The 13563-nt window shown below is 57.3% G+C and carries 11 protein-coding genes; 7 read left to right on the forward strand and 4 right to left on the reverse strand.

Features of this window, described 5'->3' with window-relative positions; all coding sequences use genetic code 11:
• Nucleotides 1-127: 127 nt before the first annotated feature.
• The 3 genes from DXXMK7_RS11020 to DXXMK7_RS11030 all read left to right on the forward strand — a co-directional run bounded on the left by DXXMK7_RS11020 (nt 128) and on the right by DXXMK7_RS11030 (nt 3397).
• Entirely contained in the window at nt 128-1135 is a 1008-nt protein-coding gene (locus tag DXXMK7_RS11020; protein WP_038919138.1) for a hypothetical protein, read from the forward strand.
• A 128-nt stretch (nt 1136-1263) separates the two neighbouring features.
• A complete protein-coding gene (locus tag DXXMK7_RS11025) occupies nt 1264-3051 on the forward strand; it encodes a pectate lyase (protein WP_038919139.1) in 1788 nt (595 codons plus the stop codon).
• Between the two features lie 13 nt (nt 3052-3064).
• Nucleotides 3065-3397: a hypothetical protein gene (locus tag DXXMK7_RS11030; protein ID WP_038919140.1), complete on the forward strand. Its 333-nt coding sequence runs from the start codon at nt 3065-3067 to the stop codon at nt 3395-3397.
• A 241-nt stretch (nt 3398-3638) separates the two neighbouring features.
• On the opposite strand, the gene DXXMK7_RS11035 is transcribed toward DXXMK7_RS11030, so the two are convergent.
• On the reverse strand, nt 3639-5102 hold the full coding sequence (locus DXXMK7_RS11035; RefSeq protein WP_038919142.1) for a PKD domain-containing protein: 1464 nt from the start codon (nt 5100-5102) through the stop codon (nt 3639-3641).
• A gap of 291 nt (nt 5103-5393) precedes the next feature.
• Between DXXMK7_RS11035 and DXXMK7_RS11040 the strand changes: the two genes are divergently transcribed.
• Entirely contained in the window at nt 5394-6068 is a 675-nt protein-coding gene (locus DXXMK7_RS11040) for an SDR family oxidoreductase (RefSeq protein ID WP_038919143.1), read from the forward strand.
• A 67-nt stretch (nt 6069-6135) separates the two neighbouring features.
• Here the strand turns inward: DXXMK7_RS11040 and DXXMK7_RS11045 are convergent, their stop codons facing one another.
• A complete protein-coding gene (locus tag DXXMK7_RS11045; RefSeq protein ID WP_038919144.1) occupies nt 6136-7848 on the reverse strand; it encodes a type III effector HrpK domain-containing protein in 1713 nt (570 codons plus the stop codon).
• Nucleotides 7849-8029: 181 nt separating this feature from the next.
• Here DXXMK7_RS11045 and DXXMK7_RS11050 point away from each other — a divergent pair, with 181 nt between their 5' ends.
• From DXXMK7_RS11050 to DXXMK7_RS11065, 3 genes are all read left to right on the forward strand, one after another.
• Nucleotides 8030-8209 carry a hypothetical protein gene (locus DXXMK7_RS11050; RefSeq protein WP_038919145.1) on the forward strand — a complete coding sequence of 60 codons (180 nt, stop codon included), beginning with the start codon at nt 8030-8032 and terminating at the stop codon, nt 8207-8209.
• Nucleotides 8210-8841: 632 nt separating this feature from the next.
• Entirely contained in the window at nt 8842-9444 is a 603-nt protein-coding gene (locus tag DXXMK7_RS11060) for a hypothetical protein (protein ID WP_038658445.1), read from the forward strand.
• Nucleotides 9445-10087: 643 nt separating this feature from the next.
• Nucleotides 10088-11209, forward strand: coding sequence for an ABC transporter substrate-binding protein (locus DXXMK7_RS11065; RefSeq protein ID WP_038658440.1), 1122 nt, complete (start codon nt 10088-10090; stop codon nt 11207-11209).
• 998 nt (nt 11210-12207) lie between these two features.
• Here the strand turns inward: DXXMK7_RS11065 and DXXMK7_RS11070 are convergent.
• Both DXXMK7_RS11070 and DXXMK7_RS21360 read right to left on the reverse strand, forming a co-directional pair.
• Nucleotides 12208-12555: a hypothetical protein gene (locus DXXMK7_RS11070; RefSeq protein WP_038919146.1), complete on the reverse strand. Its 348-nt coding sequence runs from the start codon at nt 12553-12555 to the stop codon at nt 12208-12210.
• Nucleotides 12556-12557: 2 nt separating this feature from the next.
• Nucleotides 12558-13563, reverse strand: a 1006-nt coding sequence (locus DXXMK7_RS21360; RefSeq protein WP_371205624.1) for a DUF6862 domain-containing protein, incomplete at its 5' end; no start/stop codon positions are given.

The raw sequence follows: 13563 nt of genomic DNA on the forward strand, positions 1-13563 counted from the left end.
CGTCGTCGCTAACGGCGCGGAACCGCCGCCGCACTTTTCTTACTCAGCAAACAGCAGGCATTTGCCGTGCTGACACACGCACGTTTTCCATAACGGGCGTCCACATCCTGATGAAAAGAGGCGAACTATGGCTGATATCAACATCACGCTCAGTATTCCCAGTGCCGGCCTGAACGGCGGACTGGGGGGCGTTGGCGGCGCAGACAATCTGAATAGCGGTCTGGGCAATAACGGGCTTTCCGGCAAGAAATCGACCGCGCAGGAAAACCAACTGCTGGAGGCGCTGGCGGTGGTCCTGACCGCCCTGCTGCCCAGTTTGTTGAACAATAACGGCGGTCAGGGCGGCGGTGACAATCCGCTCGGCCGCACCAGCGATGCGCTTGGCGGCGGCGGTGGCGCGGGCAACGCGCTCGGCGGTGGTCAGGGCAATGGGTTGGGCGGCGGGCTGGACAATGGTCTGGGAAGCGGTTCGGGCGGGCTGGCCGATGGGCTCGGCGCGAGCGGCGGTCAGGGTCAGAACGGCCTGACCGACATTTTGACCAAATTGCTGGATCTGCTGATGCCGAAAGACGGGGCGCAAGGCGGTCAGGGATTGCAGGGCGGCGGGCTGGGCGGCGCAGGCGGCAGCGACGGAGCTTCCGGCGCGCAAGGCGCTGGGGGTGCCGGGGGTGCATCCGGCACTGGCGGGCTGGAGGATCTGAGTAAATCGCTGTTGCAGGATACCGGCGAAAGCAGCCTCGGCAATGGCATTTCCCCGACGCAGGACGGCGGCGGCCAGATCAGCGACAACCCGCTGTTGAAGATCCTGCTGGCGCTGGTGGCGCTGCTGATGGAAAGCCAGAAAAACCAGTTCGGCCAGCCGCAAGGCGGTTCGGGCGGCGGCAATGGTTCCGGCGCCGCCGCGCCGGTTTCCGGTGGCAGTTCCGCCCCCGGCGTTGGCAACGCGACCGGCGCTGCGCCCGCCGTTGGCGGCGGTGCTGCTCCCATCCTCAGTGGCGCCGCCCCTGAAACCGGTGGTATCGCCGCCGCTGACGCTGGCAATAACGCCAGCGAACTGGCTGACGGCAAAGGGCAACCCGGCCTGACGCCCGCACCGGATGCCATCGGCGTCGATAGCGGGAAAACCACGGTTTAATCGTCTTATGCGCCTGATCGTTACCCACACCGTGGAACTCATCGGGCGCTTTTTTCACTTATCTGGTGGCAGGCAGAGGTCTGCCTGTTTCGGGAACGGCATCTCATCTTTGGGTAAAGAGGCACATTATGGCTGACATCAGTATCACACTCAGTATCCCCAACTCAGGTCTGCAAGGCGGGCTGGGCGGTTTGGGCGGCGCGGACCGCACCAGCAACAGCGGGCTGGGCAATAACGGGCTTTCCGGCAATAAATCCTCTTCGCAGGAAACCAAGTTACTGGAAGCGCTGGCGATCGTTCTGACCGCTCTGCTGAGCAACAACGGCGGTGCGCAGGGAACCGGCAATAATCCGCTGGAACGCAGCAACGACGCGCTCGGCGGCAACAATACACTCGGTAGTAACAATACACTTGGTAGTAACAATACACTTGGTAGTAACAATGGCGCAGGCGGCGCGCAGAACGGCGGTCTGGGCAACAGCCAGGGGCTGGGCGGCGGGCAACAGGGTCAGAACGGCCTGGGTGACCTGCTGACCAAGTTGCTGGATATATTAATGCCGAAAAACGGCGCGCAGGGCGGTCAGGGGCAGCAAGGCAACGGTCTGACCGGCGGCGCGGGCGGCAACGGCGGGCTTTCCGGTGCACAGGGTGCGGGCGGCGCACAGGGAACCGGTGGAGCACAGGGTACGGGCGGTTCATCCGGCCTTGAGGGTCTTGGCAAATCGCTGCTGCAGGACACCGGCGAAAGCGCGCTCAGCAATGGCATCTCCCCTACCCAGGATGGCGGCGGCCAGATCAGCGACAATCCGCTGCTGAAAATTCTGCTGGCGCTGATCGCCATGCTGATGGAAAACCAGAAAAATCAGTTTGGTCAGCCGCAGGACGGCTCAGGCGGCAATAGCGGCGGCGCAGCCCCGACATCAGGTGGTGGTACTGGCGGTGGCGCAGCCCCGACATCAGGTGGTGGTACTGGTGGCGGCGCCGGCGGTGGCGCAACTCCGTCAGTCGGTGGCGGCGCCAGCGGTGGCGCAGCTCCGTCGGTCGGTGGCGGCGCCGGTGGTGGCGCAGCTCCGTCAGTTGGTGGTGGCACTGGCGGTGGCGCAACTCCGTCAGTCGGTGGCGGCACTGGCGGTGGCGCAACTCCGTCAGTCGGTGGCGGCACTGGCGGTGGCGCAACTCCGTCAGTCGGTGGCGGCACTGGCGGTGGCGCAACGCCAACCGTAGGCGGGGGTAACGCTACCGGCGCCACCGGCGATGCTAACAGTACGGCATCCACTGGCAGCGCAGGCAAGGCTGGCCCCGTGTCGTTCCCCACCGCCGATAACGCCAACGCCATCGTAGTCAATGAGCCGATCAAGGTTGGCCCGGGCGAAGTGTTTGACGGTAAGGGTAAAACCTACGTAGCCGGCCCGGCATTAGGCGATGGCGGCCAGAAAGAGGGGCAGAAACCGCTGTTTGAAGTGGCTGACGGCGGCTCCGTCAAGAACGTGATTTTCGGCAACAACGCGGCTGACGGTATCCACCTGCACGGCGACGCCAAAATCGACAACGTGCACTGGACCAACGTCGGTGAAGACGCGCTGACGGTGAAGAGCAACACCGGTAAACCGGCTAACGTCAACATCACCAACAGCAGCGCACAGGGCGCCTCTGATAAGGTGTTCCAGCTGAATGCCGACGCCAACTTCAACGTCGATAACTTCAAGGTGAAAGATTTCGGTACCTTCGTTCGCACCAACGGCGGCCAGCAGGGTAACTGGAACCTCAACCTGAGCAACATCGATGCGCAGAACGGCAAGTTCTCGTTTGTGAAAAGCGACAGTGAAGGGCTGAACGTGAAGGTCAACAACGCCAACCTGGACAACGTCAACAATCACTACAAAGTCCCCAAATCCACTAATCTGCAGGTAAGCTGACAGGGAGCCAAACATGACCGAGCATGATACCGACACCCCTGCCCGCTGGACCGAACTGGTCGACCGGGGCGGGTATATCACGCCAGCGCAGCGTCAGGCGTTCGAGCAGGCCATCCAGATGGTGACCCGGCGTCTCAATCTGGTGTTGAGCCAGAAAGAGCTGCCGCGCAGCGGTCAGTTCGACTTCGACGCCTTTGTCGATTCACTGGAAGCGGATTTCCTGAAAAGCGTGGATACCTCGCTGGATCCGGAAATGAACAGCGACGTGGGGCAGACGGCGTTCTGGGTGATTCGCCAGATAGCGGACCACCTGATCGCCCTGCAACAGCAGCGGCAGGCGTTGTAGTGCCGAACGGTTAAGGATCGGTTGAACGATCCAGTGGCTGGTGTAAAAAGGGTTCATGTTCATCATGGACCCTTTTTTTAATTACCGCTTTCCAGGTGCCGGAATGGATGAAGGCTAATCCCCTGCAATCACACTGATTTAACCCACCTGATCGTCGGCGGTGTTGGGTGCGTTATCCTGGAAAATCGGCGAGCCTGCGACAGCAGGCTCGCTTTGCGTTTGGGGCTCGCACGTTGGTCAATCAGGGCGCGAGGGTCAGTTCGCCGAGGTGGGTGGCCGCCGTATCGCCATTGTTGGCGTCGATCCGCAGGCGGTAGTAAGCGTAGCTGCCGGGCGAGGTAATGGTGAAACGACGCGCCATTGCGCGACTGGCAAAGGTCTGGCCGCTGCGTGTATCCAGCGTGGTCCAGCTTTTGCCGTCTTTGGAGCCCAACAACGCCCAGTCGAGCGGGTCACGAGCGGCGGCGGAGCTGGCACTGGTCAGCGTATAGCTGGTGATGGCGGTGGCGGCGCGAGCAGCATAGCGGTATTGCAGCCAGCCGTTCTGGCCGCTGCCCTGCCATTTGGTGTCGGCGGAACCGTCGAAGGCGTATTCTGCGGTCCGGGTGACCACCGGCTGGGTGCTGGCCGCATAGGCAATACCGGAATAGGCGAAACTGCTGACGGTGGGATGAACGGCGCTCCAGCCGTTGCCGGCGGCCGTACCGATGATGTGCACGTTGTCGTAGTACGAGGTGCGTGTCTCTCCGGCGGTGTAGTTCCCGGTGTCATAATCGTACTGACCAAATTTGAAATAAAGCTGGCTGCCACTGGCGAGCTCGTCGCCGTTCCAGTCGCCAAAGCCCAAATTGATGCCGGTGGCGCTGTAAGTGGGCGAACTCTGCGCGGCGTTACCCACCCATATCTGAATTTGCCCGTCCGACTGGTGCGATGCCACCAGATGAACCACGACCGGAATCCAGGCGTCGCGCGCCAGATCGGAAACAATGGTTTTTTGCGTGGCGCCGCCGCAGGAACCCCGATGCGCAATGCGCAAGCTATTGTTTACGATACTCAGCATTCCAGCCCAGGAGCTGCAACCGCCCGCCTCAAAGATCTGGAACATGCCGGCTTCCTTATCCGTAGGGTAGCCGTTGGCGGGCAGATAGAACATGAAACCGATCCAGGCTTCCTTGTAGACATTGATCGGCGAGCACATTTCAGCCCCTTTGGTCATGCGGGTTCCGTTGTAGGAGGACTGAAACCATTTCACCTTGATGGCCGTTTCGCCACCGGCGCCGGCAGTATTCAGCCCCTCATCGGCCACCTGGGCCGGCACGACGAAATTGGGCCCCTGGGTCGTGCAGACGGACATCGGCGACATGACCCCCTCCTCGAAGCCGGTACGGACCTCGCCGACCGATACTGCGGCGCTTTGCGTTGCGCTGTTGCCGGTGCTGTCGGTGGCGGTCAGCGTGATGGTGTACTTGCCGGATGATGCGTAAGTGTGGCTGACGCGAGCGCCGCTACCGGTATCGCCATCGCCGAAACTCCAGCTATAGCTGATGATGCCTTCACCGCCGCTCGACGCACCAGCGTCAAAGTTCAACGTCAGTTGGTTGGCGACATAGGACAGGTCCGTTTTAAGAGCTGCTCCAACGGTATGGGGGATGAACAGCGCCAGGAAAAAACAAAAGAGGGTGAAAAAACTCCTAAATACAATCATTTGAATATCCTTAATACAGATGATGTAAATGTCATGGCTGCGACCTGGTCGGTAGGCTGCATGTGCATGTTCCATTCAGAACCGGCCTGAGCAGGATATGGACTTATGTTGAAAATGGGAATATATGGGCTAAACGGGATACCTATGACAATTCCACCCCGGCGGGTAATGAGTCATCGAATGCAGCGTCGATGGAGAGTCCACCGTACTGAAAGCAAAAAAACCTATCTTTTGGAGAAGGACGTTTTTTGGCAAAATCGCCCGATATGACCACTCAGGAGATGACAGGTTATGAGTTCAGGACAACGCGCACTGATTATCGGCGCTTCCCGCGGGCTGGGATTAGGCATCGCCACCGCCCTGCATCAGCAGGGTTGGACCGTCACCGCTACCCGACGCTCGCCTTCCGCCGCCACCGACAACCTGCCGGTGCGCTGGCTGGCGCTGGATATCAATGACGCCTCGCAGCGCGCCGCATGTTGCCAGACGCTGGCGCAGGACAGTTTTGATCTGGTGCTGATTAATGCAGGCGTCTATGGCCCGGAGCGACAGGATCTGACCGCTCTCGATCCCGAGCAGTTGATTCCCTTATTTCTGACCAACACGCTGGCGCCGATCGCGCTGGCGTCGGCGCTGTTGCCGCATCTGGCGGAGCACGCCACGCTGGCGTTCATGACGTCACGGCTGGGCAGCCTGACGGAAAACGCCAGCGCGGAACTGCCCTTCTATGCCGCCAGCAAGGCGGCGCTGAACATGCTGACGCGCGGGCTGAGCGACGCCGTGTCCGACCGTCAGGTTACGCTGCTGTCATTACACCCCGGCTGGGTACAAACCGACCTTGGCGGCAGCGGCGCGCCGCTAACGGTGGAGAGCAGCGTCAGCGGCCTGTTGCAACAGATAGCGCGTTATCAGGGCAAAGGCGGCCACCATTTTGTCGACTATGCCGGCAACCGACTGGCATGGTGATACCGCGCGCCAGCGTCCGATAACCGGGGCCGGCGCGCCGTAAAATCAACGGAGGGGATAAAACCGCTCAGCGCGGTTTGGGAATGTTGAACTGCGTCAGGGTTGGGTTGACGGTGTTGGCAAAATCCGCCCGGCGATGTTTAAGCTTGCTTTTCGCCTTGAAGAAGTTGACCAGTTCGGCAATCCCCATCCCGATACTCAGCGCGCCGCTGACCGCCCAGCCCACCGGCCCGGCGGCGGCGCCCACCGCCGATGCCGCCGCCGCCCCCGCGGCTTCGCCCGCCACCGCGCCAACCACCTTGCCGGCTACCGCCGCGCCGACTCGTCCCGCCAGGCCGATCGCGGTTTTGCTGCCGGCCGTCTTGCTCAGATCGGTGATATGCAACGACGATTTGGCGGCATCCATCAGGTGGCGCCCCATCTGCCCGGTCAGTTGCGCATCGCCGGGCGCGCGACGATCGGCCGCGTTTTGAGCGACGGAATTTGCCCCAAGCCCGGTGGTGGTCGGCGTCAACAGGCCGCTATCCCCAGGGCGCGCTAGCCGCGCCAGTTGAGGATCGGACATCTGTAGCCGTAACGCATCGGCGGGCACCGCCTGTTCGAAATGCCGCACCACATCGGCGTCCTGCTGCAATTGGCCGATTCGTTCATTCAACGCCCGCTCGGTTTCGTCGGTCTTGCGATACTGTCGGCCAGCCGCCACCTGTTCCAGCGTCTGTTGCAGTTTGACCAGCGTGGCCGCTTTCTGCGCACCGCTATAGCGGTCGGGATGCGCAAACACGTCATCATTCAGACGGCTGATATCGGTTCTGCCCGCCAGCCCCAGCGCGGCGGCGTCGTGAAACAGCGCCGTCGCCTGCCCATCATCCGCTGGCGCCTGATCCGCTATCCAGCTTCTGATATCGCCTGCCGACAACTTACCGTCATGGGGCACCCGCGCCAGCTTTTCCCCTTTCACATCCGCATGCTCCAGCAGGCTAAATAACCCCGGATGCGACCAGAGCCGGGCCGCATTTTGCAATTCCGGCGACAGCAGCGGATTGCCGTTGGCCAGCGCGGCCAAATCGGTCTGACGGGAGAGTGACGAGACGCTCTGCGGTGCGGCATTTGCCGCCGAGCGGCTTGGGTCGGCCGCGCGCAGCAAAGGCTCATTAGCCAGCAACAGCGCCGAAGTTTCCACCAGCCGTAACGAGCGCGCGTCCGCCTGCGGATGCGCCTGCCGATAGTCATCAAGGCTGCGCTGCGCGCTCTGGGCGCTGCGTGTCATGTTTTTTATGAACGCGCCACTATCCCGCCGGGAAATGTAGCCATCGGCTTTACCACCGTCTTTGCCCGTATCCAGCGCCGTCATCAACGCCGGATTTGCCTTCAGGTAGATCATCGCTACCTCCGCTTCCGCCCCGCCCGCTTTTAGCATATTGGCGGCGGCAATCGGTCGGTTCAGCGCTTTCGCCGCCGACGCCCGCTCCTGCTCCGGCAACGAACCCAACAACGGCATCCATTTCTCCAGCGCCTTTGCATCGCTGTAACTCGATCGATCCAGCATGGCTGTTGCCTGTTCCGCAGCCAGCGTTGTTGCCGGCGGCGCGACGCGGGTTCGGCCCGCCGCCGTAACCGGTGCGGCAGACACGGTTGCGAAAGACGGCGCCGGGCCGCCGAACTCCACCGCTTGCCCGCTGGTAGCAGGCAACAACGGCGGGCGATGGTCAGGTGTGGTCAATGGCTGTGCAGCCGGTCCGGCGCCGGGCCAAAGGCCGACGCGGTTATCAATACGACTCATGGTGTCGATCCCCCTCAGAATTTGGTCAATAACGTCCCCTCTCTGAGTGGATCACAAACCCGTCCGGTTCCCTGAACGGTCTGGAGCAATAACAGTGATGACAAAAGTTTGCAAAGCGAGACAGCGGCGAATCACTTCAGTAACCTGACTCCCCTTTTTTGACACAATCCGACACATAAATATGAAAAAGAGAAAACGCCTGCGCACCGTTCTGATCATTCTGCTTCTGCTGCTGATCTACGCTAATCGCGAGTCGCTCAATCCGTTTAAACCGGACTGCTCCGCTCAGGTAGCCAAATCTGAATTACCGGAAGCCTGCCGAAAACCGGTGAAAGAAGTGGCGCCCGGCTTTGAACTCTAAACGCCCTGCCGGACGCGTCTTCTTTTCGGTGCTGCTCGGTACCGCGCCCCGCCGTCTGGCGTCCCCATGCTAAAACCAATGAAGATGTGCGCCAGCGCTGGCCTGCGGTACGGGCCTTTCCTCCCCGCACATCATTTCATGCGTATTTGCCGCAGGTTCTGTGATTCATTTTTTCATTTATTATGATTGGCTGATAATAAATTTACGCTTTCCTTACTCTTCGCGTCATTTATTTCAATCTATGAACAGCCCGCTATTTTTCTTTCTTGTTCCTTACGCAAATTACGTTCAATTTTTGTTTATCCTCCTAAATGACAAATAATTCATCGTCTTTTCATTCGATTGATTTTTTGGGTTTTATTGGCTAACTCCAGCGCAAAATCACCCCTGATAGAAAAACAATTTCAATTATTCTATACACAGATAATTCGAGTTGCAGGAAGGCGGCAACCGAGTAAATCCCCAGGAGCTTACATAAGTAAGTGACTGGGGTGAGCGAGGGCAGCCAACGCATCTGCAACTTGAAGTATGACGGGTATATATACCTATGCAGCGTCGTGTTTTTTATATCTTCGACGTTAACACGTAAGACAGCAGTTAATTTTCTGGCGAATATTACAAGGAGAAATACCATGGTGATGTCCATTTCCTCCAACTATTCGGGATTATACAATTCCGTCTGGCAGGTGTCTGGCGTCGGTTCCGCGTCATCCTCCACATCCTCTGCCGTTACGGCGATCCCTTACCGTAAATCGGACGATGACCAGGAGGGGGGATTATTTGCAGCGCTGACCAGCGCCTTGTCCTCCATCGGTATCACGTTGGGCACCAGCAGCACCTCGGAAACCAGCGCGACCAGTTCCACAACATCCTCGACGGACAGCACGTCGGACACCTCGTCTTCCAGCGCGAAAGAAGCCGTGGCGACCTTCCTGCATACGCTGATGGATACGCTGCACAGCATCGGCGCGTCGTCCAACTCGTCGTCCTTGTCCGACAACCCGATGAAGAACGACCTGTCTTCGCTGATCAGCGCGCTCTCTTCCGACTCGTCCTCCAGCAGCAGTTCGGTTTCCAGCAGCCAATTGAGCGAATTGCAGAGCGCGTTCAGCTCAATGGTCAGCGCACTGGGCGGCGACAGCAGCAACGCTTCGCTGTCGTCTTTCCTGCAAAGCTTCTCGTCTTCGCTGGCCTCGTTCTCGTCACAGGGCAATCTGGTTAATACCGCCGCCTGATAGCGCTACTCCGCCCTGCCTGGCAGGGCGTTTTCATATCACAGCCGGTTGTCTGTGATCCGCCTCTGCTTTTGCCATAATCAGACCATTACATTACCCAACAGCAAATTATTAGAAAAAATAAACCATTCTATTATTCCAGCCCCGCCGATACGTCATTTAACACCAGTAAATCCGCCTTACTCAGAACAAGCTATCCTTATTAATCATTCAAGGTTTTTAACTATATTATTCACTTTTTCTTCCTGTTCGTTTTTATGCAATCCGATACACTCGATTTCAATTCCCTGACGGAAAAAGGGGAAATTAGCCTCAGACGGGAGAGTTCACCATGAAGGTCCATGCGCGTTCTATATCAGTAACCGGCAAGTCGGCGCGGCTTGCTTTATGGCACCGCCATGCGCCAGCCCATGCTGTTGCTTTCCCCGTTATCTCCCGCTTCGCCAGACAGATCTTTTCATTCGTTATCAGCTCTCCGCCGTAATTTTCCCCTGATTCTGGCTCTGGCGATCCCGCATCGCCGGACCAGCCCGGCGCGTCATTCGTTGGTGATTCGCCGGTCGCGCCGCGACCGTCGTTCGGCACCTGCTTACTACATCGTGTACGTCGGCCCGGATTTTTATCCTAAGTAAAGGAAACCACTATGCAATACACTGGGAAGTACCTGAAGAAAACCGCATTGATGCTGACCATGATGGCCGGTCTCAGCGCCTGGCAAAGTCAGGCCGCGGTCGCGCCGGACACCCGTTCGCTGGATGAAATCTATCAGAGCGCATTGAAGGAAGGCGGCACAGTCACCGTTTATGCCGGCGGCGATGTACAGTCACAGCAAACAGGCTTCAAGCAGGCTTTTGAGAACCGGTTTCCCGGCATCAAACTGAACGTGATCGTCGATTACAGCAAATACCATGACGCGCGTATCGATAACCAGCTGGCGACCGACACCCTGATTCCGGATGTGGTGCAGTTGCAAACGGTGCAGGATTTCCCGCGCTGGAAAAAACAGGGTGTACTGCTGAACTACAAACCGGTGGGTTGGGACAAAATCTACCCGGAGTTTCGTGATGCGGACGGCGCCTGGATCGGTGCGTATGTCATCGCTTTCAGCAACCTGGTCAACACCCAACTGCTGGATGAAAAATCCTGGCCGCGGGAAGCCAATGACTATCTGCGCCCCGATCTGAAAGGCAACCTGATTCTGGCCTACCCTAACGACGACGACGCGGTATTGTTCTGGTACAAGCAGGTAGTGGATAAATACGGCTGGGAGTTTGTCGAAAAACTGCAGGAACAGGATCCGGTCTACGTGCGCGGCACCAACGTACCGGGCGCTCAGATTACCACCGGCAAATACAGCGCCACCTTCACCAGCTCCGGCGCGCTGGTCCCGGCGGCAGGTTCAGTAACCCGCTTTGTGTTGCCGAAGACCGACCCGTTTGTTTCCTGGGCGCAACGCGCCGCCATCTTCAAACAGGCCAAGCATCCGGAAAGCGCCAAACTGTACCTGAGCTGGCTGCTGGACCCGCAAACGCAAACCCAGGTCGCGCGCATGTGGTCGGTACGCACCGATGTCGCCCCGCCGGCCGGTTACAAGCACATCTGGGAATACCGCAACACTCGCCCGCAGGCTTTCGCCGATTTCATGTCTGACCGCGGCGCGGTCGAGCGTTTCCGCGCGCAGCTGAGTCTGTACGTGGGCGAAGCCAAAGGCGACCCGACCCCAGGCTGGCTCGGCCTGCATCCGGAAGCACCGCTGGCGAACTAAGATTTACTGTATTGTGGGGATCCGGTGGGGTCCCTTTTTTGTAATGGACGGCGAACCATAACAGCGGTTCATAATTAAGGGGGACTGACTGTTGGGTTTTAACGCTGGGCAACCGGTGAATCGTTGATAAGGGGTTGATGATTGGACGGAACTGAGTGGACTGCCCCGCGTCAATAGCCGAATTCTGTCCTCACGACAAGGCCTGTTCGAAGACCTCCGGATTGACGCCGCCGTCAGCGCTGTACCCGCCTACCAGTAGAGACTTCCCGGTGCGTATGTCTGACTTCCTCGCTACGCTTTATCCTGTCTTCCATCTAGCCAGCCGGGACGCCCTCTCGGCTCAACCGCTCCCGCACGGCCGTTTCAGCTTCACGCTGTTTATATACCCCGTACGCCTGCACGCCCAGCGAGGTCATCTATTTCTGTATCGTCAGTTGGTCTTCCACATCACTGCGCTTAAAACCATCCGCCACAGCCCCGAGCGTGCCTGCCCGACGTATCCTGGTGTACTGCTACTGTGACGCATCACGAATTAGCTTACCGGCGGGATGCCGTTAAAAATACGCATCATGCCCGGCTAAATGGCGATCATCGCCCAGAATACCCGCGAACTGTGGCATTGTCTGGAAGGACTCAGGACCCGGACGCCACAGCCAGTTGGATCAGGCATTATCCCGGTGGCCTGAAGTTCGCCGAGTAACCGACGTCACCCCCGGCCAGCGCCGGGGGTGGTTGTTTTAGCGGTGGGATGTCGGGCATGCCCTAGCCAGGTGTTTTGTCATTACCGTCGGCATGACGGTAATGACAAAACATTTCCTGTCCGGGCTGATGTTCAGGTAAGCCACCGTCGCCACTCACGCTCAAGGGCTGCGGGTGATTAAGACGGAACTCAGGCTCTGACCAGTAAAAATGACAATCCCGGCGCAGAGGCCGGGAGATTATCGTTACTTACTAACAATGCTCATACACAAAATCGTAAACAAACTCACTCATTAACTTTATTGCTGATAGCGCTCATCTTGCTGAATGAGAGGTTCTATTTCTTCCTCCCACATACGTTTCTGGTAGGATTGGTATTCGCTAGATTCTCTTCGGCTATGAATACAAGTTTGAATCTCTTTTATAGCTAAATTAAATTCTTCTTTACTCAGCTCGCTAAAACTTATCTGATCTAAGGGTAGATACATCATTATCTTTTCATGTATTTCAGGGTGACGCGCCTGCAATGCCTCATCGAATAACGTCTCTAAGGCATTGGAAGCTGTTCTGTTAAGCCCCACGGCAAGCCCTCTTTCACCAGAGTTGTTATTATATGGCTTGCATCCTATGTCAAAAAAAGAACCCATAATCACCTCATAATAATAACTTTATCTTGCTGATTTTTAGGAAAAGTTTTTATGTAATCCATAAAAACTTTCTGGTTGGATGACGTCAAGACACTAAAATCAACAGGAACAATGTCTGCTTTCCCCAAATGATCAAGGATTTGTTTTTGGCCAATTGGAATTTCTCCAGCGGTTCTCGGTACTGTCATGTTTTTCTCAAAAAATTTATTGATTCCATCAACTTCTTTCTGGGATAAATTCTTAGTTGTATACATAAAGTCAACCGTTTTACCCGCATTGGAACCACTGCTGATAATAAAGTCTGCTGTTTTACCACCTGTATCAGGAGCCCTTTCAAATGGCCCTAGTACGTTTTCCAGCCTTGCCGCTGCTGCTGCCTCTGCTGGGTTATATTTCCCGTTACCATTTATATCTGGTGTATTTAGGCGCCGTTGGCCTTCCAAAGGCGTCAAATTCATTGTTACTTCATAAATTCCATCTGCATTTTTAACAAGAGAATTTGCTGCCCCCGCGATTGAGCTTTTGTTGCCCACCGCTATATCTTCCCCGAACTGCTTCACCAGTTCCTTGGATGCCACTATCGCGCTGATGCCACCTGCAAGATACATTGAACCGACATACACCCCGGCTCGTGCTCTGGCCTCATCCTCCGTATATCCTAACCTCATGAACGCCTGAGTATACCCATCAAGTACGTTAAACGCGTCCTTCGCTTGGGGATCTGTCGAGTTCAGCAAGCTCTGTATCTGTTGATACCCCACCTGTGCTTCTTTCGGATTCTGATAACTCAGGTTGATGTAGGTATTCAGCGCTTCACGGGCTTTGTCTCTTTCCGCCTGACAAGCATTTCCGTCTACCTGACAGGCTTTTATAACCGCAAGGTCGCTTTCCAGATCCTTACGGTTCAACGCATCACGATCCTGTTTTTCCTGCTCTGTCAGGTTCTCTTTGTGGTTGAGATACGTCTGGCGGCTCTTATCCGTGCTGCTCAGATAGTTATTCTCCACC

Origin of the sequence: Dickeya sp. MK7, from assembly GCF_000406305.1 — a bacterium.
Taxonomy (GTDB): Bacteria; Pseudomonadota; Gammaproteobacteria; order Enterobacterales; family Enterobacteriaceae; genus Dickeya; species Dickeya fangzhongdai.